We start from the raw sequence: 24223 nt of genomic DNA on the forward strand, positions 1-24223 counted from the left end.
ACCGGATGATCACACCGGGCCGCCAGTCACGAAATTGTTAGGGTCTTCTTGTTTTAGACGGCGCTGTCGAGCAGGCTCATCTGCGCATCGGTAAGCTTCAGATTGCCGGCAGCGATCATCGCGTCGAGCTGCTTCAGGCTGGTGGCGCTGGCGATCGGCGCGGTAATGCCGGGCCGTGCCGCGACCCAGGCGATAGCGATCGAGGCGAGGCTCGCGCCGGTCTCGGCAGCGACCTGGTCGAGCGCGGCAAGCACCTTCATCCCCTTGTCGTTGATATAGTCGGGGATGCGGTAGCCGCGGGCGCTGCCCTGGGCATCTTCCGGCTTGCGGTACTTGCCGGTCAGGAAGCCGGCGGCGAGTGCGTAATAGCTGATCACGCCGATGTCTTCGGCGATGCAGAGATCGGCAAGTGCGCCCTCGAACTTGTCGCGGGTATAGAGATTGTATTCCGGCTGCAGCACGTCGTAGCGCGGCAGGCCGCCCTTGGCGGAGACCTCGAGCGATGCCTTCAACTGCTCTGCACTGAAATTGGAGCAGCCGATCGACCGCACCTTGCCGGCGTCCTTGAGCTTTGCCATGGCGCCGAGCGTTTCCTCATGCGGCGTACTTTCATCGGGAAAATGCGAGAAGTAGAGGTCGATGTAGTCGGTCTGCAGGCGTTTGAGCGACAGGTCGACGGCCTCGGCAATCCAGCTCGCCTTCAGCTTCTTGTCGTCGCCCATCGAGGGGTGGCCGACCTTGGTGACGATGATCGCCTTGTCGCGTGCGACGTCGCCGCGCTTCAGCCATTTGCCGATGACGGTCTCGCTTTCGCCGCCCGAATGACCCTCGGCCCAGCGCGAGTAAACGTCGGCCGTGTCGATCGTGTTGAAGCCCGCCTCGAAAAACCTGTCGAGCAGATCGAAGGAAGTTTTCTCGTCGGCGGTCCAGCCGAACACGTTGCCGCCGAAGACGACAGGCGAAATGGAAAGGCCGGTGCGGCCGAGCTTGCGCGGATCCATGGTATTCTCCGGATTTTCTGCTCTGGGATCAGTCTGGGTGGGAGATGACAGGCTAATATGATATCGCGAGGCTGCAATCTATTAATTCAGGCTGGGTTACATTTTTTCGAGCGCGCGCCGGGAGTGATAAAAGTCGCGCATTGAACCGACAGGCCCACCACCCTAAGCTTCCTCGGACAATTGCGAGGGAGACCAAGATGCTGCGGTTCGGAATTCTGTCGACTGCCAAGATTGCGAGGGATGCCGTGATGCCGGCGATCCAGGACGCGGAGAACTGCGTCGTGACGGCAGTCGCCAGCCGCGATGTGACGAAAGCGCGTGCGCTGGCCGACCGGTTCGGCGCGCCGCACGCCTTCGGTTCCTACGACGAAATGCTTGGCTCTGACGTCATCGACGCGGTCTATATCCCGCTGCCGACCAGCCAGCATGTCGAATGGGCGATCAAGGCAGCCAATGCCGGCAAGCATGTCCTGGTGGAAAAGCCGCTCGCCTTGAAGGCCTCGGAGATCGATGCGCTGATCGAGGCCCGCGACCGCAACAGGGTCATTGTCTCCGAAGCCTATATGGTCACCTACGCGCCGGTCTGGCTGAAGGTGCGCGAGCTGTTGAAGGAGGGGGCGATCGGGGAACTGAAACACGTCCAGGGCGCCTTCAGCTATTTCAACCGCGATGCCGGTAACATGCGCAACATTCCCGAACTCGGCGGCGGCGCACTGCCGGATATCGGCGTCTACCCGACGATCGCGGCCCGTTTTGCCACGGGTGCGGAGCCGGAACGGGTTCAGGCGGTTGTGCGCCGCGACTCTGATTTCGGCACGGATATCTATGCGAGCGTGAAGGCGGATTTCGGCACGTTCGAGTTGAGCTTCTATATCGCCACCCAGATGGCGAACCGTCAGGTCATGGTCTTCCACGGCACCGAAGGCTATATCGAGGTAAAGTCGCCCTTCAATGCCGATCGCTACGGTGCCGAGGAAATCGAGCTCTCGAACCAGAAGCACAGTGTCTCGCAGATCTTCCGTTTCCCTGACAGCCGGCAGTATCGCCGCCAGGCGGAAGCCTTTGCCAAGGCTGTTGCCGGCGAACCGTCCGAAATCGTGACGCTGGAAAGCTCGGTGAAGAGCCAGCGTTTCATCGACGCGATCTATCGTGCCGGCGAGCATGACGGTTGGGAGAGCGTCTGAGGGCCGCAGCCGCTACGGCTTGTGGCGGAAGACGAAGCGCGAATAGCCGAAGAAGCTGTAGGCGGTGGCCGACGCGGATGCGAAGACGATCGCCGCCACCGGCTGCAGCTGCGGGATGCGGGCGATCAGCGCCGAATAGATGCCGTAGTTGAGCAGTGCCGAGGTGATGCCGACCGCCCAGTAGCGGAACCCTTCCTTGGCAAGCGAATGCGGCGACGGATCAAAGGTGACGCTGCGATTGACGAACCAGGTGAAGCACATCGCTCCCATGATCGCCGGAATGCGGGAAAAGAACGGGCCGATCGGCGTCAGCGTCAGCAACGCATGAGTCACGCCGATATCGATCAGGAAGCCGCCACCGCCTGCAGCCAGGAACCAGAAGAGTCGTTTCATGCGGCGCTTTGTGCACCGTGACGGGCGCTTTTGCTAGAACCCTTGTCGCCGCTTGCGGTTTCACCGGTAACCGAGGAGCGTCCCTGGAATGGCAGGCTCATATAATGGATGCGCAGCTGTTCGGCGCGCGCCCGGGAGACCGAGTCGAGGATCAGGCCCGCGGTGAACATCAGGAAGGACAGAACCATCAGCACCAGCGAGAAAACCCAGGTCGGCATCCGGTCGACAAGCCCGGTCTGGAAATAGGCGATCAGCACCGGCGTCATGAAGGTAAGGCTGGCCAGCATGAAGGCGCTGCTGATTGCGCCGAAAAAGGCGAAGGGTCGCGTCTCCTTCATCAGCATGGCAAACATCCAGAGAATTTTTGCGCCGTCCCCGAAGGTGGACAGCTTGGAATGGGAGCCTTCCGGGCGACGACCGTAATCAAGTTCGATCTCGGTGATGGGAAGCTTCAGCCGCGAGGCATGCACGGACATCTCGGTTTCGATCTCGAAGCCGCCGGACACGGCCGGAAAGCTCTTGACGAAGCGGCGCGAGAAGGCGCGGTAGCCGGAAAAGATGTCGGTGAAGTCGCGTCCGAAGATCGTCCGGTAGAGGATGTTGAACAGCCGATTGCCGGCCGCATGCCCTTGGCGCCCGGCATCGTCATGGACGCCACGACGTGTGCCGACAACCATGTCGGCGCGTTCGGTCAGCAGCGTGCGGATCAGTTCCTCGGCATCCTTAGGCGAATAGGTGCCGTCACCATCGGCCATCAGATAGATGTCGGCCTCGATATCGGCGAACATGCGGCGCACCACGTGTCCCTTGCCCTGGCGCCGCTCGCGCATCACTTCGGCACCGGCAAGCATCGCCTTCAGCGCCGTGCCGTCCGTCGAATTGTTGTCGTACACATAGATGTGTGCACCCGGCAGCGCGTCGCGGAAGCCACGCACCACGCCTTCTATCGTCGACGCCTCGTTGTAGCACGGCAGCAGCACGGCAATCGAAAGATCGCCGGTAACGGGGCCGGAGCGGGATCCGGCTTCAGGACCGGCAGCGGAGCCGGCGGGGGCGTCGATCATGATTTTCACTCGGTACACGGAAAATCCAGGGCGTTCATGGTCCGCCCTGACCGCTTTACTATTTCTTGGGAAGGTTAAGTTTAGGTTGCGGAACGTTTAGCCAGCACGAAACGAACCGAATGACTGACATGATGGCAGAGCAAGTGTCCCGGCCGGAAGAGGAGAAATCTACCCATCCGCGCCTGTCGAGGCTGCTGCCTGCATCGATGCTCTACTGGCTGGTAACGGCTGCGTTTCTGGCCGTGCTCAACCTGCCGAAGGCAAAGGACTATATCGGCCCCGACAATGACGACGTGATGCGTCTGGTCGAGGTTCGCGACTGGTTGGCTGGGCAGGGCTGGTTCGACCTGATGCAGTACCGGCTCGGCCTCGACGGCGGCACGCTGATGCACTGGTCGCGTTTCATCGATGCGCCGATCGGCCTCCTCATCAAATTCTTTTCCCTGTTCATGACGATGGAGGCGGCGGAAAATGTCGCCGCCACGCTCTGGCCGTTGATCACGGCGGGGCCGCTCTTCCTTGCGCTCGGTTTGGCGGGACTGCGTTTCGGCGGGCCGCGCGTCATACATATCTCGCTGGGGCTCGGCGCTCTTTTCATCTTCGCCTGCGGAAAATTCTCGCCCGGCGCGATTGATCACCACAATGTCCAACTGGCGCTCGCCATGGTGATCGCAGCACTTCTCGCCGACCGTAAGGGCAGGGCGCGGGATCACGCGGGCGCCGGCATTGCCGTGGCATTGGCGGTCGCGATCGGCGCGGAAACCGTCCCTTTCGTGGCGGTCGCATGCTTCTGCGTAGCGATGCGCTGGCTCTGGCAGGGAAAGGCTTTTGCGCGCGGCGCGCGCGCATTCGGCCTATCGCTGGCACTTGCCATAACCGCGGCATTCTTCGCCACGGTGCCGCCTCATGCCTATGCGGCCGTGACCTGCGATAATCTTTCCTTCGGCTTCTATTCGCTCGCGGCAGTCGGTGGCGCCGGACTTTTCGGGCTGACCTATGTTCCTGCGGGTGTCGGCATTGCGGGTCGCGTGGCGGCATCCGCCGTCCTCGGCGCCATTCTTGCCGCCGTGGCCATCGTCGTTGCGCCCCAGTGCCTCGGCTCGCCTCTGGCCAACCTCGACCCCATGCTCATCGAGCTATGGTTGCGGCAGGTCAGCGAAGCGCGCTCCATAGTCGGCCAGTTCAGGACCCAGGCCTATACGCTCGGCGGATTTTACGCGGTCGGCCTGCTTGCGATCATTGTCTGCATCCTGCGCATTTGCCAGGGCAGGCAGCGTGACCTGCATCTGCTTTTCCTCGTCCTCGTCGGAGCAAGCTGGGCGATTTCGCTGGTCCAGCTCCGCGGATCCTTCTTTGTCAACGTGATGAGCATTCCGCCGCTCGCCCTGTTGATCGCCGATCTGCAGCAGCGGGTGCGCGACAATAGCAGGGACATTCCAGCGACAATCGGCTTTGCCCTGGTAACGCTCGGTTCCGTTCCTGCTGTCTGGGCCGTCTCCGGAGCGGTCTGGGACCTCGGGCTCAATTCCGTCGATATCACCACCGTCTCCAGCATCAACGCCGGCGAGGACGGGGAGTGCGATATCGCACAGAGCGCCGAAGCCCTGCGGGCCTTGCCTCCCGGGGTCGTCGTCTCGCCTTCAAACAGTGGGGCGGAAATCCTGCGCTTCACCCGACATCGGGTTCTGGCTGCACCCTATCATCGCAACCAGGGCGGCATGCTGACCGAGCTTCATATCGGCATGGCGAAGCCGCGCGAGGCACTGGCGTTCATCAAGGGCGCGGGGGTTACGATCATTGCATTCTGCAAGGGCGATCCGAGCACGTCGAACCTCATCGAACTCAAGAACGACGGTCTTTATGCCGCGTTAGCTAAGGGTGAGATACCGGCCTATTTGACGCTTGTCGGCGAGGAGCGCGCTGGCCTGCGGCTCTATCGCGTTAACCCGGATGCGCCGAATTAGGTCAGGCGTGCCGTACCCGGTCAACGAGTGCCGTGGCGATGACCAGATTGATCAGGCCGGCGTTAAAGCCCAGGATCGCGAAAATGAGATCCAGATAGGATGCCGAGCCGCTGAAAAGGGCCGCTCCGACAAACGTCGCAAAAATGAGAATTCCGGCCGTGATAACCGTTACGATGTTGCGGCTCAGGCCTGCCAGTAAACCGATTGCTGCTGCCGTCAAGATAATCACGGCTTGTCTCCTTCCTTTGCGACGGAGACCGTATACGCTACCACCCTCTAAAGAATGCTTGAGCAGCATGCCTAATGGCAGGTGAGCAAAATCGCTACGATTTTCCGTTCGCTGTTAAGACTTAAGCCCGGTCGTTTCGGACCTAAGTCTTATCCTCCACGGGAAGGGAACGTGGTTTCCTTTTGTTCGGTTCCACGTTTTGTGACGAATTGAAAGAATTCGTTAGAATAGCGCTACGATATTGCGGGCTGTCGTGCCTGTCGCAAAGACCTGGGTAACTCTGACGGGCAGCAGGGCGCCGGCCGGAACGCCTGCGAAATCAAGGCTTTCACCCGAAAGCATCCGCACGCGCAGCGAACCGCCCGCGCCGACGTAAAGGGCTCGACTCGTTTCCGGTAACGGGGTCTCGTCACTCGGCTGGATTGCTATGCCGCCGGAGGCAGGGCTGGAGAGGGAGGACTGGGTGTTGGCGAAACGGTCGGTCATGGTGTCATCTCCTGGTTGACTGACCGGGATTATTTCGCGCTTTCGGAAGGCGGGGATGAATTCGCATGCCATCCCTTGTTACGGTTCGGCTTTTCGCGCTGACCGTCCACATCAATCGCCGCTGCGCCGGGTGAAATCTTCCTGCCGATGGGTTAGAAGGAAGCATGGCCAGCATGTTCGAAACCGACACGCCCAGCAACCTGACCGAATTCTCGGTGTCGGAGCTTTCCGGCTCGATCAAGCGAACCGTCGAGAATGCCTTCGATCATGTGCGGGTGAGGGGCGAGATATCCGGCTATCGCGGTCCGCATTCCTCCGGCCACGCCTATTTCAGCTTGAAGGACGACCGGGCGCGCATCGACGCCGTCGTCTGGAAGGGCACCTTTTCGCGCCTGAGGTTCCGCCCGGAAGAGGGGATGGAGGTCATTGCCACCGGCAAGGTGACCACGTTCCCGGGCTCGTCCAAATACCAGATCGTCATCGAGAACCTGGAGCCGGCCGGTGCAGGCGCGCTGATGGCGCTTCTGGAAGAGCGCCGCCGCAAGCTCGCCGCCGAAGGCCTTTTCGATCAGGAGCGCAAACGGCCGCTCCCCTATCTGCCGCGCGTTATCGGCGTCGTGACCTCGCCGACCGGCGCCGTCATCCGCGATATTCTGCACCGCATCACCGATCGTTTTCCCGTCCATGTCATCGTCTGGCCGGTCAAGGTCCAGGGTGAGGGCTCGGGCGAGGAGGTCGCGGCGGCGATCCGCGGCTTCAACGCCTTTGCGCCGGATGGTCCGGCACCCCGCCCGGACGTGCTGATCGTCGCCCGCGGCGGCGGCAGTCTCGAAGACCTCTGGAGCTTCAACGACGAGATCGTCGTGCGCGCCGCGGCCGAAAGCGCGATCCCGCTGATTTCGGCCGTCGGTCACGAGACCGACTGGACACTGATAGACCACGCCGCCGACATGCGCGCCCCGACCCCGACCGGGGCTGCCGAAATGGCGGTGCCGGTCAAGGCCGATCTCGATGCCCAGATCGCCGGCCTCGCGGCCCGCCTGCGCGGTAGCGCCTCGCGCCAGATGGATCACCGCCGTCAGGCAGTTCGTGCCCTTGTCCGTGCGCTTCCGTCGCTCGATCAATTGCTTGCGCTTCCCCGTCGCCGCTTCGATGAGGCTGCTATAGGCCTGGGCCGCGGTCTGGAGCGGACGACCATCGTCAAGCGCCATGCCTTCGAGCGAGCATCCGCCGGTCTGCGGCTCGATCTTCTGACCAACCGTCTCGGCCAGCAGCGACAGGCGCTCGCCGATCGTCTGTCACGGGCCGACCGCTGCGTGGAACGGCAATTGCTGAGCGAGCGGGGGCGGATCGCGCGTCTGGACGCATCGCTGAAGTCGCTGCCGGCGCGGCTGACGAGCCAGTTGCAGCGGGAAGGCCAGCATCTCGCATCATTGATGCGCCATGCGGATACGGCGATCAGTCACACGCTGTCGCGCAGCCGCGCGGCGCTTGTGGGCCAAGATCGCGTGCTGCAGTCCCTGTCCTACATCAATGTCCTGAAACGTGGTTATGCCGTGGTGCGCGATGGCGAGGATCGCCCGCTGACCCGTGCCGCCGGCGTGGTTGAAGGCAGCGCCCTGTCCATCCAGTTCTCCGACGGCCGTATCTCGGCCGTGGCGGGCGAGGACGGTGCTCCAGTCGGGGGGGCGGGATCAGTTTCCGGCTCCGCTTCGCCTTCCGAGCCGGCGCCGGCTCCACCGAAGCGGAGGACGGCGCCTAAGCCGGAAGTCTCCTCCGAGCCACCCAAACAGGGCAGCCTGTTCTAGCGCCTGCTCCGATATTCGGGTGTAGGGGCCGGAGCCCGAGGGCTCCAGCAGGCTTCTGGCTGATCAGGCCGCCTTCTTCGTGGCCACCTTGCGAGGGGCAGCCGCCTTGGCAACCGGTGCCTTTGCACGGGGCGCCTTGACCGCAAGCGGCACCAGCCGGGCGATTTCATCGACCAGCAGGCGGGCATTCTCCTGCGCCTTGGCGAGATTGCTGACGGCTTCCGGATCGAGTGCGTCGATCAGCGTGCCGGCATCGAACATGTCGCGATAGGCTGCACGCTCGATCAGCGGGATATTCAGGACGTTGACACCCTGCTGCGCCAGCATGCCCTTGACGGCCAGCAGCGCCCGCGTGGTGATGATCGAGCTGACCCGCGTCAGCGCCACCGAATGCGCAATGCGGATGTCGCATTCGCTGTCGAGCTTCTTCAGGATATCGAGAACCTGGGCGCCGCCTGCTGCATCCAGCGCGCAGCCTTGGACCGGCACGAAGACGTGGTCCGAAAGGCCCAGCCCCTCGGCGAGCAGCGAGCCGAGGCCGCAGGGCAGGTCGACGACGATATAGTCGGTCTTCTTCTTCAGATCCTTGATCGTCTGCTCGATGTTTTCGGCGTCGATATTGGCAACGATCGAGAATTTCGGCATCTTTGCCATCCGCGTCATCCAGCGGGAGACCCACTGCTGCGGATCGGCGTCGAGCATGGCGACGCGAAAACCTCTTTTGGCTAATTCTCCGGCCGTGACAAGAGCCATAGTCGTCTTGCCTGCGCCGCCCTTCGTATTCGCAAATGTAATAACCGGCATGGAAGCCTCCGTTCGAGAGAAACATCACGGAGGAAAGCCGTTTAACTTGGCTTTTTATTATCCGCTTCCATCATGATGATTTGCGGATGCTTGATGAATAAGCTTGCGCCGCGCTTGCCGAGGCGAGCGCGGCCTGTTTATTTTCGGTAGATTAGCGGACCCGCATGCCGGCCTGCTCATCGAAATGCAGAGGCTTGTCGAATTTCTGCAGCGGCGCTTCGGGGATCGAGCCGATCGCCACGCCATATTGCCAGTCCGGCGGGCATATTGCGACGTAGCGCGCATAACCGCCAACGCCGCCACCGAATTTCGGATAGCCGATTGCCACCAGCGCACCGGTTTCCGGCACCTTGTCCAGATTGGCGACACCTTCCGCCTGGGCATAGCCGTTGTGCATCAGCCAGTGTTCGCCTTCGAGCGTCGGCGTCGTGTCAGTGTCCAGAGGCTCATGGCCATGGAACAGTATCTTCCGTTCCAAATGCAGGAATTTCAGCGCTTCCAGACCGACGCCCGGAAAGGGTCTCGTCGTGGCGAGCGCCGGGTCCGGCCATGTCTTCGACCAGCCGGAGCGCACGAAGACGACCGAGCCTTCCGGTATCCGGCCGTGCCTTGCCTCGAAATCCGTGATGTCTGCGACCTGCAGGTGATAACCGGCGTCGGCCTTGACCTTCTCCTCGATATTGATGACGGCAAGCGGCCGCACCGCATAGGTCGCCGGCAGTTCGTCGATCGCCGGATATTCGGGCGCCCAGTGGGCAGGCGGATCGAGCTGCGTGCCGAGCTGGTCGGTGGTGAGATTGTAGGTCGAGGCCGCAACGCCATGGGTCTCGTAGCTGAAGGTATCGCCTTTCTTGGCAAATCCCTCGAGATCGCGAGCGGCCGAGGACTGACCGAAGGTCGGGCTGGCGAAACCGGCCCAGACCGGGATGTTCGGCGTGATCGTATGGGTGAGGTCTACATATTTGGCGCCCTTGAGGCTGTCGTTATAGACGCTCCAGAGGCCAGGCTCTTCGGCCGCCGCCGGGGCTACTGCGGCGATTGCAAGGAATGCGGACAATATCGTTATGCGCGGAATATTGAGCATGCTCTATCCCTTCTTGAAATGGATGGGTCGGCATTGGCCGGCAAATTAACTTGCCGAAGCGCACAGTCTCGGTTCTCGGCGGCAGGCGGTCAATCTTGATAACGCTTACCGCTGTAAGGCGTTTAAAGCTGCAGCCGGATGCCTATGTAATGTGGAGGGCGCATTGAAAGGCCGGCTCAGGCAAGTCTTGATGCGCGCAATGGAGAACAAAACAATGAAAAAGGCTCTTGCCGCTTCGCTTGCCATTCTTGCCGCAACCGTCGCGGGATCAAGCGCAGCCCTCGCCGAGCAGTCGCGCGCCTCGGAAATCATCTTCGGCAAGGCTTATGACGACAATGTCATCGCCATCCAGGTCGCGCCGATCTATGGCCAGGGCGACGGCTATCAGCGCACGCCGCGTTCCGCCAACAGCGTGATGATACGCGCGGCGCAGGCCGAAGCAAGTCGAGACCGCCAACTGCAGCAGGCGCTCGCCATTCGCGGCATCGCGCTCCACAATGTCCTTCGCGTCGAAACCGCCGGCAATGGCGGCAAGGTCGTTTATTACCGCTGAGGAATGCGGGCTGAGTGGGTCTGGAGCATTCCCGCCTTTCTCCGAAAAGCGGGAATGCTCCATCTATTTGTTTCTACGCAATTCCGGACGCAAAACCGGCTCCCACTTTTGCTGGAATTGCTTTAAGCCCACTCGCCCTTGCGCATGACCGGTACCTTGCTGCCGTCGGCGCGCACGCCGTCGATATCGACCTGGTTGGAGCCGATCATCCAGTCGATATGGATGAGCGAGGAATTGCCGCCCTGCGCCTTGATCTGTTCCGGCGACAGCGACGCGCCGTCGAGGAAGCATTTCGAATAGCACTGGCCGAGCGCGATGTGGCAGGACGCGTTTTCGTCGAACAGCGTGTTGTAGAACAGGATGCCGCTTGCCGAGATCGGCGAGGAATGCGGCACCAGCGCCACTTCGCCCAACCGGCGGGCGCCTTCATCCGTATCCAGCACCTTGTTCAGCACTTCCTCGCCCTTCGAAGCCTTCGCCTCGACGATACGGCCGCCTTCGAAACGAACCTGGATATTGTCGATCAGCGTGCCCTGGTGCGACAGCGGCTTGGTGCTCGATACATGGCCTTCCACCTTCAGCGCATGCGGCGTGGTGAACACTTCCTCGGTCGGGATATTGGGGTTGCAGGTGATGCCGTTTTTCGCCGTCGAGGCGCCGCCATGCCATTCGTGCCCGTCGGCGAGGCCGACCGTCAGGTCGGTGCCGGGACCGGTGAAATGCAGCGCGGAAAAACGCTCGCCGTTCAGCCAGCCCGACCGCTTTCTCAGATTGGCATTATGCTCCGCCCAGGCCGCGACCGGATCGGCGACATCGACGCGCGAGGCTGCGAAGATCGCCTCCGCCAGCTTGGCGACGGCAGCCTCTTCCGGCAGGTCGGGGAAGACCTGCCTTGCCCAGGACGGGTTCGGGTAGGAGACGATGTTCCAGTTGATGTCGAAATTGGCGATCTTTTCGAGCGCCGGCTTGTAGGCCATCGAATTGGCCTTGTTGGCGCGGGCGACCTTGGCCGGGTCCTGCTCGGCGAGCAGCATCGGGTTGTCGCCGGCGATCGCGAGCCGCGCGGCGCCGTTCTCATAGGCCTTCGCCATGCCCTCGTAGAGCCAGTTCGAAGCCTTGTCGAAGCTCGCATCCGGCGCATGCCGGTAGCGTGCCAAGGTCGTTTCCTCGTCTGAATAGAAGGCCGAAACGAGCCCGGCGCCCGCCATATAGGCGTGTTTGGTGATGAAGCGGACAAGCGGCAGGGCGGCGACCGGAGCGGTGATCACGAGGTCCTGGCCCTCTTCCAGCCCAAGCCCCACCTTCACCGCGACTTCTCCCAGCTTCTCAAGCTTGGCGGGATCGATGGCGGTCTGGAAATTCGGAACGATGGTCATGGGCGTGCCTCTCTGATGTCGTGCTTGCCCCAGACTTAGAGAGCTTTGGGGCGAAATTGAAGTGCGACTATGCCGTTGAAGTGAGACTGCGCCGTTTCGTCAGGCGACGAGCGGTGCAGCGATCGCTTTCAGGGCATCCTTCGCATCCGTTGGCGCGAGCCTGATCTGCAATCCGCGCTGACCGCCATTGATGAAGACATGCGACTCATCGAGCGCGGTAATCTCGATGGCTGTCGGCACCAGCTTCTTCTGGCCGAACGGGCTGATGCCGCCGACGTGGTAGCCGGTCAGCCGCTCGGCATCGGCGGGCTTCATCATGCTGGCCGATTTGCCGCCAAAGGCTGACGCGAGCTTTTTCATCGACACTTCCCGGTCGGAAGGCACCACGACGCAGACCGGCTTGCCGTCCACCTCGGCCATCAGTGTCTTCAGCACCCGCCGCGGCTCCTCGCCGATCGCCTCCGCCGCCTGCAGCCCGATCCGATCCGCATTCGGATCGTAGTCATAGGTGACGGTGGTAAAAGCGATCTTCAGCCGGTCGAGCGTCTGCGTGGCACGGGTGGTCTTCGACATGGTTCAGGCAATCGAAAACGCGGCTTCGTAGAGTTCGGGCTTGAAGCCGATGACCAGCGCGCCGTTCGCCTCAAGCACGGGGCGCTTGATCATCGACGGCTGGGCGAGCATCAGCTCGATCGCCTTGGCGCGGTCGATGTTCGCACGGTCCGCCTCATCGAGCTTCTTGAAGGTGGTTCCGGCACGGTTGAGCACGGTCTCCCACCCCATCTCGTCGGTCCAGGCTTCCAGATGGGCGCGATCGATGCCCGAAGCCTTGTAGTCGTGGAACGTATACGCGACGCCCTTCTGGTCCAGCCAGGTACGGGCCTTCTTCATCGTGTCGCAGTTCTTGATGCCGTAGATGGTGATCGTCATTGCGCGTCCTGTCTGTTTGCTGCGTTTGTCGTCCCATTGGCCAAAGCGATAGCAATAGCACGTCCGACATGGCAACAATTTGTGCAGGATCAAGGTATGTCATGCCGGCGGCGCATGGCTGCCCTGTCGGCTTATGCGTTGTGCAAAGGGGCGCGCTAAATCATATATCAGTCAACAACAAAGGAGTTGACCATGTCCATCCAGAACAGCAATCGTGGTAACCGCTGGAGCCGCGCATTCGCCATCTTCGGCGCCGCTGTTTCCGCATCTGCAGCCGTCGAAAACGGCCGTCGTCCGCGCAACCGCGACCTCGACACGCTCGGTATCGACCCGCAGGCTTTCGAGCGCATCCGCTAATAGCGAGCGCTGTCCCGCACGCCCGGCCGCCGTCATCGAATGGCGGCCTTGAGGTTGAGGCGGGAAGCCATCGGGTAAGGCAGCGTCAGTTGAAAAGACGCAATTGCTCCGGTGGCACGGGATAGGGTGCGGCGTCGAAATCAAGGCGCCAACGGCCCAGTTCCTCATGGCAGGTTTTGCCATTGTGGCTGTAGATGAGCGAGAAATCCCGCGACAGCCATACATAGTCCTTCTCGACCGTCAGCAGTTCCTTTTCGCGATACCCGTAGATCAGCGTGACATGCGGTGAGACGGGCCTGATCGCGGCGCGCGGCACGTTATGCCTTGTCAGCGTCGCGTACAGTTTCTGCACGAATGCCTGAAGATCCGGGTTTTTCCGGCTGCTCGTCAGCACCAGATGCTGGCCGTTCCCGAACAATGCGCTGCGGTCCAGCGCGACATGCACAGGGCGGGCCGCGAGGCTGTCGACCGCATCCCTTATTCGCGTCGCCAGCGCATAGGGCGGTTCATAATAAAATCCGACATTCAGCAGGCTGACATGCAACAGATGCGGCGGGTGAGGTTTGCCTTTGCCGTAATTCCGCGCATGGCTTGATGCTACCTCATGCATGGCATGGGAAAGCTGAGGGCCAGGCTTCAGCACAAAAAACAGTTCGCTCGGTCGTCTGCCTTGCTGGTTATGGTGTCTCGATATCCTTGGTTCGTCTTTCGACAAGGGGAATGATGTCTGCCGGCACTCCAACATCTCGGCCTCATAGGGATATGGGGCTCCATTGGTCTGACCCGGCAGTGTACACCTCACAGCGAAAATGACAAAGAACAAATAGTAAACAAAAATCCTGCTTGCCCAGTATGCCGCTTTCGCAAGAAACGGGTTGATTGTGCCCGCGCGAAGCACGATTTTCAGGTCATATCATCTGCGGAGGTACATCATGGCTGAGCATCGTTATACCGTGTTCGAAACAGATGGCGGCTTTTGCGGCATCGCGTGGAGCGAGGCAGGTATTGTCCGCTTCCAGCTGCCCACCGGCAGTGCCCATTCTACCGAAAACCTTCTACTCCGCCGCGTGCCGGAGGCTGAGAAAGGCGTGCCTTCCGTCGATGTGCAACGGACGATCGATCGCGTGAAGCGCTACTTCGCCGGTGAGCAGATCGATTTTTCCGACATCCGCCTCGATCTCGGTGACCAGGATGATTTCTTCCGGGATATCTACGCGGCCGCCCGCCGGATCGGCTGGGGACATACGACGACCTATGGCACGATCGCGAGAGAGCTGGGCGCCGGGCCAGAGAAAGCACGCGACGTCGGCCAGGCGATGGCGAAAAACCCCGTGGCGCTGATCATTCCCTGCCATCGGGTACTGGCCGCCGGCGGCAAGATCGGCGGCTTCTCGGCGCCCGGTGGTTCGACGTCCAAGGCCAGAATGCTGGAACTCGAGGGCGTCGTCCTCGCCGCCGCCGAACCGGCGCAGCAGTCGTTGTTCTAATCGGTCAGTGCAGCATGAGCTTATAGATCACATAGGCCGCGATCACCACCCCGGCGCCGATCATCGCAAGCTTGCCGAGCCGCTTCTCGATGAAGTGACGGATATCTTCGCCATAACGGCGCAGCAACCATGCAAGCAGCAGGAAGCGCGCACCGCGCGTGACGAGCGCCGAGACGGCGAAGAGCCAGAGATTTACATGCACGGCGCCTGAGAGGATGGTGACGACCTTGATCGGCGGCAGGTGCGCAAAGCCAGAAGTCACCAGCATCAGCAGGATCGTTTCGTAGGTGATGCCATCCTTCAGCGCGTTGAACGTGTCGAGCTTGCCCCAGAATTCCAGGATGGGCACAGCGACTGCTTCGAAGGCAAAGGAACCTATCCACCAGCCGGCTATACCTCCCAGAACCGAGAAGATCGTCGCAACGATCGCATAGCGCCAGGCCCGTTCGGGTCTGGCGAGCGCCATCGGCAGAAACAGCACGTCGGCGGGGATCAGGAAGATGGAGCTTTCGACAAAGGCAATAACGGCGAGCCAGATTTCCGCGGACTTGCGTGCGCTGAGCGCCATGGTCCAGTTGTAGAGGCTGCGATGCATGGGTGACTTATCCGAAGAGTATCATTAGCTGGGCGTCCGCTTTTTGCGTAGCGCGGGCGCATTCCTGTATCTGTTTATGGCGGCAATGAGATCGGTCGCCCCGTTATGTGGATACAGAGGCGGGATCGGCGTGAAACCGTGTCTCAGATGTAGCGCTGCCGGCGTACCCGACGCAAGATTCGACCGGTTACCAGGATAACAGGCGATTGCCGATCACTGCGCCGATGGCCGCGACGATTGCTACCGCCAGCGTATACCAGATCGCCACGAAGGCTGCACCGTCATTGATGCAGGCGATTGTATAGGCAAGTCCGCCGAGTGAACCGGCCAACAGCCCGGCCAGAGCCCCCGCGCCGACCGGCCGCGTGGGCGCGCCGCGACGGATGGCGGCCAGCAGCAGCAGGAGCGCAGGCAACGATGCGAGCACGATTGCAAGCACGCAATTCGGGATCGACATGGTCCTTGCGCCGGTCAGCGGAAATCCCGAAGGATCGAAGGCGAGGCCGACAAGCAGGAAGAGGGTGGCCGGGAGGAGCGCCCTGACCGGCGCGGTGGACAATCCGGGTATTGCGGCGTTTCGGACAAGAAGGCCCGCGCCGCCGGCCAGCAGCAACATGGCCAGAACCTTGAACTGAAAGGTCCAGGTGAGCGCCATGTCGATAAGTTCGGGGCGGGGACCGATCACGAATGTCACCACGGCAAATGCGCTGACCACGGAGATGAACATGCTCAAGGGCAGGGCCAGCCGGAACGACAGGCGTTCGAAGAGTCCCTGGGCGATCGGTGCTCCACCGGCTTCGTCGGCCAGTCTGCGGATCAGGTCTTCCGTGTTGGGATTGATCAGATTAGAGGCGGTAGCAGTTTTCATCTGTGTCATCCTTCAAACCTCTTGTGGGCGGCGGCCATCAGTGTTTTCAGCGACCGATGGAACGCAACCCGTACGGCGCCCTCGCTCATGCCCAGTCGTGATGCGGCTTCCCTCGGCGTGGCGCCGTCGAGACCGATTGCCCGCACCACCGATTGCTGGCCGGCGGGGAGAACAGAGATCATCCGCTCCAAGTCGGCTGCGTTATGGACGGGATCGGTGCCGCTCGATCCCGACAGATCAGACCATTCATCATCGGTCAGCTCGATGCGCAGCTTTATGTCCCGTCGCAGCCGCCGAGCCGCGTCAATCATCTTGTAGCGTGTGATCGCATTCAGCCACGGCATCAGCGGGCGCGACGGATCCCACTGATCGCGCTTGGAATGCACGGCGATCAGAACTTCCTGCACCACATCTTCTGTCTCGGCGGCGCTGAGATGGAGGCGGGAGAGCCGCGCTGCGACGATGCGGCGTAACGAAACGGCAAATTCCCGCAGGAATATCTCGTAGACAGGACGTTCGCCCCTGCGTTCGGCACACATAGCCTCCGCCCATGACTGCTCGCGCGTATTCATGATGTCTCATTCGATTGGAGAAGAGGGGATGTTACGCGGTGGCGGAAAAAAATCTTGTCCGTTTCGTCCGGCGAAGAAAACCCAATGGCATGCGGCCAGCGATGTAACATCGGCAGGCATTGGTTCGAAAGACTCCGGTGAAGCGCGTGCTTCATCACCAAAAGGAGCTCAGACGATGAAGAAATTTGCCGCCACCATACTGCTCGCCGCCGGCACAATGATTGCCGCTACCGTCGCACCGGCTGTGGCCCAGTCTTCGGGTCAAAAGAAGCCGATCGAGCAGGCAAAGAACGTAGTCCTCGTCCACGGCGCCTGGGCTGATGGGTCCAGCTGGTCGGAAGTCATTCCCTATCTCCAGGCCGCGGGCCTGAAGGTCACGTCGGTGCAGAACCCGCTGACCTCGGTCGAGGACGATGGTGCCGCCACCAAGCGGGCGCTTGCTCTCCAGGACGGCCCGACTGTGCTTGTCGGTCATTCCTATGCCGGTACCGTCATCAGCGAGGCGGGCGTCGATCCGAAGGTCAGCGCGCTGGTCTATGTCGCCGCACGTGCGCCGGATGCGGGCGAGGATTTCACCGAATTGTCGAAGAAGTTTCCAACCATGCCGGTACGTGCCGGTATCGAGACCCATGACGGTTTCCAGGTTATCGGCGAAAAGGCCTTCATCGACCATTTCGCCAATGGCGTGCCGAAGAAGAAGGCCGAGGCGCTTTATGCCGTGCAGCAGCCGATCGCCTCGACGCTGTTTGCCGGCAAGACCACCGCGGCGGCCTGGCACGACAAGCCGTCCTTCTACGCCGTCTCGAAGGATGACCAGACCACGTCGCCCGATCTCGAACGTTTCCTCGCCAAGCGCATGAATGCCACGACGGTGGAACTTGATGCCGGCCATCTGTCGCTGGTCTCCCACCCGAAGGAGATCGCTCACCTGATCCTCGAAGCCGCCGGCAAGAAGAAATAGGTGGAGGACACTTGTCCCCAAACGACCAGTGCGGCGAAGCATAGCCTCGCCGCACTTCGGCGGTTGATCAGCCGCCAGGCCGGATCGGTAACCACTCCCACTCGATCAGGCCCGGAAGCTTCGACGTGACGTGGCAGATGCTGGGAACCTCGTCGATGCTGAGGGTGGTCGGGCGAACGAGGAAGTTCATATGTCTCCGCCCGAGCCGAACTCACACGAAGCTGGCGAAAATCGGTTCGTTTTTGTAAATTTCTGCTAACCACTCAGTTAAGGATTGGACAGCTACCGGCACATATAAGTCTGTGTCACCCTCTCTATCGGTTCATTGTCGATGGCCATGACAGTGCGGTCGGACGTTTGTGAATGTCCCGACAATGCGGTGCATCCGCATGCAGAACGACAAAATTACCGTGGTGGCAATCAAGCCACGTCCGCAAGAGAGGAGCCGACGGATGACAAGCAAGATACCGGCCAGGACTTTCTGGCGTCATCTCCGTGCAGTTGCAATTGCAACCGCCCTGACCATGACGACGACCGTCGCGCTGGCAAACACCGAAACAACGACGAGCCGAAACGAGGGCATCATCCGTGACGCCTTCGAGGACTGGGCCGAGCGGGGCGGCGCCTTCACCCAGGTTCTGTCGCCCGACATTGTGTGGACAGTACGCGGCTCTGGAGCCTTCGCACGCACCTACAAGGGCGTCGAGAGTTTCGCCAACGACGCGTCCCGCCCGATCATATCCCGTCTAGCGAGCCCGCTTGTGCCGGAGGTTCATGACATATGGGCCATTGATGACAAGGTCATCGTGCGTTTCGATGCATCCGCACCCACGACAGCGGGCGGTACATACAGAAACGAATATCTCTGGATCCTGACCATGAAGGATGATGTCGTAGTCGAGTCTGAGGCTTTCCTCGATATGGTCAAATATCAGGAACTGGTCGATAGCGCGCCGCCGCGCGCGCAATAAACATAAGGAAGCGGCGGCAGGTAGACCTGCCGCCGCGACGTTTTCATTTCAGGCAGATCTGCCAAAAAGCCGGCCTATCCTTCAGGTGCGGCCTCCCTCGCGTCGGCGCGAGGACATCATTCCCACTCGAATATTTTTTTTATCCCTAAGATACTGATATAACTTCGAAAAATAAATTCAGCGGCCGAGTATGCCGTGTAAGGTACCGTCAAAAACCTAGCCTTTTGATTGTGCTGAGTTTTCAGGAACCAACCTAGCTGAAAAAATTCTGTGAACTATCGGCATCTATCGGCTGCTTCGCAGTGAGGCATAGATCGCAAATGTCGAATCCGATGCGCCGATAAAGTACCGTCAAAACCGGCAAAATCAATGCTCCCACTTGGCCATGGATCGGCGGGCTGAGATTGAACACATTGCATGGACGACAGAGGTTGAGAGGTGAAGACAGTTTCTCGGGAAGAGCTTTACGAGTTGGTTTGGTCCAAACCCATGATCAAAGTTGCCGCAGATTATGGCGTTACGGGTACGGCGTTGAAGAAGACTTGTGATCGCCACCACATTCCAACACCAGAACGTGGATACTGGGCGAAACTAGAATTCGGCAAGCGGGTCAACAAGGAAGCGCTACCGCCACTGACCACACCAAATTTGGCTATGGTCAGGATATCAGGAAGTTCCGAGCAGCATCTGTCTCCGTCGGTCCGCGAAGCCAAGGAAAAAGCTCGAGACAGGCTTCACAAGCATGCCGCGGCTAAGCCGCTTCTCGTCCCTGCATCGGAACCGACGCTAAGCATCGTTGAACCGCCGTCTCTCGCTGCTACAAGGCGCGCGATTTCGAAAGCGCGTCCTGACGACCAAGGTTTCGCGTCGGTTCGCTCAAAAGGCGTTGTCCCGCCCAAAATTGCTCCGGCTTCCGTTGAACGGGGAATTCGGGTTCTAAGCCAGTTATTCGCTCTTGCAGAAACCCAAGGCCATTTGCCCAAGGCGACTGAAGACGGGTTAATGCTCATTGTCGAGAATGAATCAATTGCGTTCGGCCTGGAGGAACAGCCCGAGAAGACCTTGCATCAACCAACAACCGCGGAATTGAAGCGGCGAGATGAAAGGGCGCGCTGGGGTTACACCACCGATCCGTGGTCAAAGTACGACCAATTTCCATCCGGCCGGCTCGCTATCGTCATTCACGCCAACCCGTACTCGGGTCTTCGCCGCACTTACTCAGACGGAAAGACGCAAACTCTGGAACGTATGCTGCCGGACATATTGGCAGGTTTCGTCGGGCACGCTGCCTACATTAGTGAGCGCCGGAGAGAATCCGACGAGCGGGAACGCCGCCACCGGGAGGCCGAGGCTCGACGCCAGCGTGAAGAGGCATTCAATAGCCGCGAGAAGCGCCGCATGGAGTTTGTGGATGCAGTTCATGAGCAACTGACCCAACGGGAAAAATTGAATGCAGTGCTCCGTCATCTCGAAGATGCTACGTCCGAGGATGCTGCAAGAGTGAGCGCAATGACGACTTGGGTCCGGCTGCGTCTGAAACAGATCGACGCCCTGATCAGCCTCCATTTCCTCGACATCTCGGCGAGATCGTCGAAAGTCGATTTCGCCGAGCCAGACCCTGAAAAGCAGGAAGAGGGCAGCAGTGGCTACTACGGCTATCTTCCTTCGATCAGTCTTCAGCTGTGGTCCATCGATGATGAAAAGGAATTGGCCACCACCTGTTCCCCACTGGAATGGGCGAGCGCCGGGGCACTGGATGATGAAGATCAGGCGGATGGCTGATGGCCGTCCGTCGCTGCACAATGGCCCGGGCGACGCCGCCTCAGCGGGCTTGCTTCGGGGGCGTGTTCCTTGCGCCTCTACTGCAAAAGATTCAGGTCCAGCAGCGACTGCGCGTACTTCTCGATAAAAAGCCGGGCATGCTTCATGCCGTCGCGCAGCTCGGCTTCGCTGATCTCATGGGCGCGATGGATGATCCCGTCACGCCGTCCGACCAGGGCACTCAGCTTGTCACGGTGCGCCAGCCGCTGCGGGGCCTGCAGCACACCGATCCGCTGCAGGGCGACCTGCAAGGCGCCGAGCGCTTCCCGGGGACCGAGCGTCTCGGTACCATTCTCGCGAAATGCCGACAGCGCCAGATCGTCGCGACGCTCAAACAAACCGTAGAGAAACATTTCAACGGCATGCACTGTGGCGATGGCGGCGAGCCGCCGGTTGTTGGCACCACCTTCCAGCTGCAGCTCTTCCGCCTTGCGGAAAAAATCGCGCGCCATCAGAAGAAAGCCGTCCACCTGCGGCAGCATTTCATTCTGGCGCGCGAGATACTCAAGCACCAGCGCCGCGACGAAATCCTCCGCCCACGGATCAGCCTGCCAGCCTCCTAGTACGGTCTGGCCGGAGACCAGCCAGGCGTCGCCGGCCGCGAGCACATGCGGTACATCATCGACAAGGTCAGACCGGCGAATGGCCTCCATCGCGAGCGTCGTGGCGATGACCTCGGGAACGGCCTCACCCGCGTCCTGCGGGAGCGCACCCACGTTAGGAATGACTTGCGTGATCAGCCACGATACAGCCCTCCTGATCGCGTCATGATAACGGTCATCACCAAGTCGCTGCAGGGCCACGGTCGCCAATGCCGTGGCGCGAACGGCGGGGCGGGCGGCTCCTTCTCTGATCTCGCTCCAGTAGCCCAGCACATCCTGGCGGCGCACAAGGCGATCTGTCAGCACCGCGATTTCCCGCCGCAGATCGCCGACAAGTTTCGGGCTCCGCGAACAGCGCCAGAGCGCGTAGCCGATATCTTCAATCGGAGCGGCTGCTTCTCCCTCGCCAGCGCCGAGCGCAATCATAAGTGTTGCGCATTCTGACAACGCTTCGTCGAGGCGCGCGGTTTCCGTCGCGCTCCCATAGAGGCCGAGAAACCACGCCAGCGAGTAAGGCCAGTCGGCAGGCAGGTTCTGTCCTTCATCGTCCCTTGCAACGACGGCCACGACGGCATTTCGCCCTTCGGGCGTACGGGGTTCTATTCCCAGGATCGGGTATAGCTCAGGGGTCGGTTGCTGAAGGATGCGCGCGGGTACCAGCAACAGCGCCTTTTCGAGGGATGGAGGAAAATCTTCGAGTTCCTCCGCCAGCTCGCGGGCATCTCTCCTTCGATCCTCCCGACGCGCCTCGACATACTCACCGGCAACCACGGCGACGGTGCGCTGCGCCCGCTCCGCCGTGCCGGTGGCGATCAGTTCCTCCGGAATCTCGCCGTCCTTGATCGCCCAGTGGGTGCGGTGCTGCTCGAACTGCGCAATGCCGAGTTGATCTGCGATCCTCAAAACTGCCGCCCTGTCGAGATAAGCATGGTCAGGGTCCGGGTCGAAGTTGAAGGCCAGCTCGCCGCCCCGCCTGACGATGTTGCGGATGCGACCATGCCTGACCACGCGGGCATGCGGGCCGCCAGCGCCGACCTCGTACATCAGCAGGGCCGGTATTTCCTCTAGCCGGCGCAATGTTTCAGGGCGGGCGAGATCAATAGCCTCGGCCTCCACACCGCTATATTCCTTGAACCGGTCGACGGTTGAGGTGAAAGGCGCCGTTTCCCACCACTCGCCATTGCCGGAGACAAGCAAATTAAACATGCAGAATCACTAACCTCATGCTGCCTTTCCCCCCATCCCAGTAACCCGCCCCACCGGCGGGTCTGGCTACTTTCTTTGAAAATATACAAATATGTGTACTCGTAATACCCGAGTCTGCAAAATCTCAAAGAGCGACTTGCCCACCTCTTTGAAAATATGGCATTATGTGTACCATGAGTGCACTAAAAGAAGACAAACTAAAGAACGTCCTCGAAGCGGTCCCTGCCGGCTTCGTCGTCGATGCGCCCTGGCTGGAGGCCCACGGCGTGAGCCGGTTCCTCACGCGCAAGTATATAGAGAGCGGCTGGTTGGAACGCCTCGAACGCGGGGTGTTCCGTCGTCCGGCCCCGCAGCCTGTCCCGCTCGACTGGCAGACCTGCCTTCTCTCGCTCCAGCATATCATGAACTACCATGTGCATGCGGGCGGCGTTACCGCCCTTAGCCTGCAGGGCTACAGCCACTATCTGCCGCTCGGCGACTCTCCCCCCGTCTGGCTTTATGGCAGCGCCACACCCACATGGCTTGCGCGCCTGAAGCTCGATGCGCCGCTGACATCGCGCGGCCTGTCCCTGTTCGGCGATCCGGCCCTCGGCCTCTCCGAAAGCAAGCCCGGCAGCGCCGCCACATTGCCATGGGGCTGGGCGCTGCGCATATCGACCCCGGAACGCGCGATCCTCGAAGCCCTCGACGAACTACCCGATCATCAAAGCTTCCACAATCTCGACATGGTATTCGAAGGGCTGGCGACGCTGAGCCCCCGCCGCCTGTCGACCCTTCTGCAGAGTTGCCGCAAGATCAAGGTGCGCCGCCTGTTCTTCGTCTTCGCGGACCGTCACAAGCATTCCTGGCGTGAGCGCCTCAACCCGGACGCGTTCGACCTCGGCACCGGCGACCGCGCGTTGGTGAAGGGCGGGAAAATCCATCCCCGCTACCGGATCATGGTTCCCCCGGAATTTGTGCCTGCGACGGAAGACGCCGATGGCCCGTGAAATCTACGCCGCGCAGGTCGCCCTTCTGGTGCGGCTCCTGCCTTTCATCGCGCTTGAAGAGGTGTTTGCCCTGAAGGGCGGCACGGCGATCAATCTGTTTTATCGCGACATGCCGCGCCTGTCGGTGGATATCGACCTGACGTACCTGCCGGTGCAAGACCGCGCCGAAAGCCTCGCCGCCATCAACGAAACGCTCGACCGGATCATGGCTGCCGCCAGCCGAGGAATCGCCGGGCTCGATGCCCGCCGGATCGAAGGCGGCGGCGGCAGCGCGACCCGCATCCGGGCCCGGCTCAAAGGTGCCGAAGTCAAGATCGAGACCTCGCCCGTCACGCGCGGCGTGGTCCATGATCCCGAACGGCGCGCGGTGTCGGCCGCCGTCGAGGACGAATTCGGGTACGCGGCCCTGCAGGTTGTTTCATTCGAAGACCTGTTCGGCGGCAAGCTCCATGCGGCCGTCGATCGCCAGCATCCGCGCGACCTGTTCGACGTGAAGCTGCTCTACGAGAATGAGGGGCTGACCGACGCCCTGTTCCGAACCTTCCTCGTATACGTGGCCAGCTCCCCGCGACCGGCGCATGAGTTGCTAACGCCCAGCCTCAGTGCCCTCGACGAGCCTTTCGTCCGCGAGTTCGTCGGCATGACTACAATTCCAGTCACGCTCCAAGACCTCGCGGACACCAGAGACCGGCTGCTGACTGACATCCGGGCGCGCCTCGACGCCAGCACCCATCGTTTCCTGACGACGCTTCATGACGGCGCACCGGATTTCGAAGCCATCGGCCTGCCGCAGGCGGCCTCCCTGCCGGCGGTCCGCTGGAAGCTGCTGAACCTCAACAAGCTGAGCACCGAGAACCCCAAGAAGCACAAAGCTCACAGGGACGAGCTCGAAAAGCTCTTTTCCTGAAGGAGAACCGT

At 61.1% G+C, this 24223-nt stretch carries 27 protein-coding genes; 11 read left to right on the forward strand and 16 right to left on the reverse strand.

Annotation, left to right across the window (positions count from 1 at the left end):
- Positions 1-53 precede the first annotated feature (53 nt).
- Positions 54-1001, reverse strand: coding sequence for an aldo/keto reductase (locus BM216_RS05290; protein WP_092996070.1), 948 nt, complete (start codon positions 999-1001; stop codon positions 54-56).
- A gap of 197 nt (positions 1002-1198) precedes the next feature.
- Here BM216_RS05290 and BM216_RS05295 point away from each other — a divergent pair, with 197 nt between their 5' ends.
- Entirely contained in the window at positions 1199-2185 is a 987-nt protein-coding gene (locus BM216_RS05295) for a Gfo/Idh/MocA family protein (protein ID WP_092996073.1), read from the forward strand.
- Between the two features lie 12 nt (positions 2186-2197).
- On the opposite strand, the gene BM216_RS05300 is transcribed toward BM216_RS05295, so the two are convergent.
- Positions 2198-2578: a GtrA family protein gene (locus BM216_RS05300; protein ID WP_092996076.1), complete on the reverse strand. Its 381-nt coding sequence runs from the start codon at positions 2576-2578 to the stop codon at positions 2198-2200.
- On the reverse strand, positions 2575-3642 hold the full coding sequence (locus BM216_RS05305; RefSeq protein ID WP_092996079.1) for a glycosyltransferase: 1068 nt from the start codon (positions 3640-3642) through the stop codon (positions 2575-2577). Before BM216_RS05305 ends, BM216_RS05300 begins: the two co-directional genes overlap by 4 nt.
- A gap of 119 nt (positions 3643-3761) precedes the next feature.
- Between BM216_RS05305 and BM216_RS05310 the strand changes: the two genes are divergently transcribed.
- Positions 3762-5606: a hypothetical protein gene (locus BM216_RS05310; RefSeq protein WP_092996082.1), complete on the forward strand. Its 1845-nt coding sequence runs from the start codon at positions 3762-3764 to the stop codon at positions 5604-5606.
- A gap of 1 nt (position 5607) precedes the next feature.
- Here BM216_RS05310 and BM216_RS05315 read toward each other — a convergent pair whose 3' ends face one another.
- Positions 5608-5826, reverse strand: a complete 219-nt coding sequence (locus BM216_RS05315) for a hypothetical protein (RefSeq protein ID WP_143102727.1) — start codon at positions 5824-5826, stop codon at positions 5608-5610.
- 231 nt (positions 5827-6057) lie between these two features.
- Positions 6058-6321 (reverse strand): spike base protein, RCAP_Rcc01079 family, encoded by a 264-nt coding sequence (locus BM216_RS05320; RefSeq protein WP_092996088.1) that lies wholly within the window; start codon positions 6319-6321, stop codon positions 6058-6060.
- Between the two features lie 164 nt (positions 6322-6485).
- Between BM216_RS05320 and xseA the strand changes: the two genes are divergently transcribed.
- The gene (gene xseA, locus BM216_RS05325; protein WP_092996091.1) at positions 6486-8129 is read left to right on the forward strand and encodes an exodeoxyribonuclease VII large subunit; all 1644 of its coding nucleotides are present in this window, start codon (positions 6486-6488) and stop codon (positions 8127-8129) included.
- A 63-nt stretch (positions 8130-8192) separates the two neighbouring features.
- On the opposite strand, the gene BM216_RS05330 is transcribed toward xseA, so the two are convergent.
- Both BM216_RS05330 and BM216_RS05335 read right to left on the reverse strand, forming a co-directional pair.
- Positions 8193-8933, reverse strand: a complete 741-nt coding sequence (locus BM216_RS05330) for a ParA family protein (RefSeq protein ID WP_092996094.1) — start codon at positions 8931-8933, stop codon at positions 8193-8195.
- A 151-nt stretch (positions 8934-9084) separates the two neighbouring features.
- On the reverse strand, positions 9085-10017 hold the full coding sequence (locus tag BM216_RS05335; protein ID WP_092996097.1) for a cyclase family protein: 933 nt from the start codon (positions 10015-10017) through the stop codon (positions 9085-9087).
- Between the two features lie 214 nt (positions 10018-10231).
- On the opposite strand from BM216_RS05335, the gene BM216_RS05340 reads away from it, so the two are divergent.
- Complete coding sequence (locus BM216_RS05340) at positions 10232-10570, forward strand: hypothetical protein (protein ID WP_092996100.1); 339 nt, start codon at positions 10232-10234, stop codon at positions 10568-10570.
- A gap of 122 nt (positions 10571-10692) precedes the next feature.
- Here BM216_RS05340 and BM216_RS05345 read toward each other — a convergent pair whose 3' ends face one another.
- From BM216_RS05345 to BM216_RS05355, 3 genes are all read right to left on the reverse strand, one after another.
- The gene (locus BM216_RS05345) at positions 10693-11946 is read right to left on the reverse strand and encodes an aminopeptidase (RefSeq protein ID WP_092996103.1); all 1254 of its coding nucleotides are present in this window, start codon (positions 11944-11946) and stop codon (positions 10693-10695) included.
- A 99-nt stretch (positions 11947-12045) separates the two neighbouring features.
- Entirely contained in the window at positions 12046-12519 is a 474-nt protein-coding gene (ybaK, locus tag BM216_RS05350; RefSeq protein ID WP_092996106.1) for a Cys-tRNA(Pro) deacylase, read from the reverse strand.
- A gap of 3 nt (positions 12520-12522) precedes the next feature.
- Complete coding sequence (locus BM216_RS05355; RefSeq protein WP_092996109.1) at positions 12523-12876, reverse strand: ArsC family reductase; 354 nt, start codon at positions 12874-12876, stop codon at positions 12523-12525.
- Positions 12877-13068: 192 nt separating this feature from the next.
- Between BM216_RS05355 and BM216_RS33970 the strand changes: the two genes are divergently transcribed.
- Positions 13069-13233 (forward strand): hypothetical protein, encoded by a 165-nt coding sequence (locus BM216_RS33970; protein ID WP_092996112.1) that lies wholly within the window; start codon positions 13069-13071, stop codon positions 13231-13233.
- 85 nt (positions 13234-13318) lie between these two features.
- On the opposite strand, the gene BM216_RS05365 is transcribed toward BM216_RS33970, so the two are convergent.
- The gene (locus tag BM216_RS05365; protein ID WP_143102728.1) at positions 13319-14131 is read right to left on the reverse strand and encodes a 2'-5' RNA ligase family protein; all 813 of its coding nucleotides are present in this window, start codon (positions 14129-14131) and stop codon (positions 13319-13321) included.
- Positions 14132-14165: 34 nt separating this feature from the next.
- Between BM216_RS05365 and BM216_RS05370 the strand changes: the two genes are divergently transcribed.
- Positions 14166-14720: a methylated-DNA--[protein]-cysteine S-methyltransferase gene (locus BM216_RS05370; RefSeq protein ID WP_092996118.1), complete on the forward strand. Its 555-nt coding sequence runs from the start codon at positions 14166-14168 to the stop codon at positions 14718-14720.
- 4 nt (positions 14721-14724) lie between these two features.
- Here the strand turns inward: BM216_RS05370 and BM216_RS05375 are convergent, their stop codons facing one another.
- From BM216_RS05375 to BM216_RS05385, 3 genes are all read right to left on the reverse strand, one after another.
- On the reverse strand, positions 14725-15315 hold the full coding sequence (locus BM216_RS05375; RefSeq protein ID WP_092996121.1) for a YqaA family protein: 591 nt from the start codon (positions 15313-15315) through the stop codon (positions 14725-14727).
- Between the two features lie 187 nt (positions 15316-15502).
- Positions 15503-16183: an NrsF family protein gene (locus BM216_RS05380; RefSeq protein ID WP_177230714.1), complete on the reverse strand. Its 681-nt coding sequence runs from the start codon at positions 16181-16183 to the stop codon at positions 15503-15505.
- A gap of 5 nt (positions 16184-16188) precedes the next feature.
- Positions 16189-16755 (reverse strand): sigma-70 family RNA polymerase sigma factor, encoded by a 567-nt coding sequence (locus BM216_RS05385; protein ID WP_092996126.1) that lies wholly within the window; start codon positions 16753-16755, stop codon positions 16189-16191.
- A gap of 175 nt (positions 16756-16930) precedes the next feature.
- On the opposite strand from BM216_RS05385, the gene BM216_RS05390 reads away from it, so the two are divergent.
- Complete coding sequence (locus BM216_RS05390; RefSeq protein ID WP_092996129.1) at positions 16931-17716, forward strand: alpha/beta fold hydrolase; 786 nt, start codon at positions 16931-16933, stop codon at positions 17714-17716.
- A 67-nt stretch (positions 17717-17783) separates the two neighbouring features.
- Here BM216_RS05390 and BM216_RS34995 read toward each other — a convergent pair whose 3' ends face one another.
- Positions 17784-17906 (reverse strand): hypothetical protein, encoded by a 123-nt coding sequence (locus BM216_RS34995; RefSeq protein ID WP_280141669.1) that lies wholly within the window; start codon positions 17904-17906, stop codon positions 17784-17786.
- A gap of 262 nt (positions 17907-18168) precedes the next feature.
- Here BM216_RS34995 and BM216_RS05395 point away from each other — a divergent pair, with 262 nt between their 5' ends.
- Both BM216_RS05395 and BM216_RS33265 read left to right on the forward strand, forming a co-directional pair.
- Positions 18169-18687 (forward strand): nuclear transport factor 2 family protein, encoded by a 519-nt coding sequence (locus tag BM216_RS05395; RefSeq protein ID WP_092996132.1) that lies wholly within the window; start codon positions 18169-18171, stop codon positions 18685-18687.
- Positions 18688-19176: 489 nt separating this feature from the next.
- Positions 19177-20469 (forward strand): hypothetical protein, encoded by a 1293-nt coding sequence (locus BM216_RS33265; protein WP_143102729.1) that lies wholly within the window; start codon positions 19177-19179, stop codon positions 20467-20469.
- Positions 20470-20546: 77 nt separating this feature from the next.
- On the opposite strand, the gene BM216_RS05405 is transcribed toward BM216_RS33265, so the two are convergent.
- The gene (locus BM216_RS05405) at positions 20547-22316 is read right to left on the reverse strand and encodes a hypothetical protein (RefSeq protein WP_092996137.1); all 1770 of its coding nucleotides are present in this window, start codon (positions 22314-22316) and stop codon (positions 20547-20549) included.
- A gap of 173 nt (positions 22317-22489) precedes the next feature.
- Here BM216_RS05405 and BM216_RS05410 point away from each other — a divergent pair, with 173 nt between their 5' ends.
- Together BM216_RS05410 and BM216_RS05415 are read left to right on the forward strand one after the other, a co-directional pair.
- Positions 22490-23305, forward strand: a complete 816-nt coding sequence (locus BM216_RS05410) for a type IV toxin-antitoxin system AbiEi family antitoxin domain-containing protein (RefSeq protein ID WP_177230715.1) — start codon at positions 22490-22492, stop codon at positions 23303-23305.
- The gene (locus BM216_RS05415; protein WP_092996143.1) at positions 23295-24212 is read left to right on the forward strand and encodes a nucleotidyl transferase AbiEii/AbiGii toxin family protein; all 918 of its coding nucleotides are present in this window, start codon (positions 23295-23297) and stop codon (positions 24210-24212) included. Before BM216_RS05410 ends, BM216_RS05415 begins: the two co-directional genes overlap by 11 nt.
- The last annotated feature ends 11 nt before the right edge of the window (positions 24213-24223 follow it).

The organism is Rhizobium sp. NFR07, from assembly GCF_900111905.1.
In the GTDB taxonomy this organism is placed as follows: Bacteria; Pseudomonadota; Alphaproteobacteria; order Rhizobiales; family Rhizobiaceae; genus Neorhizobium.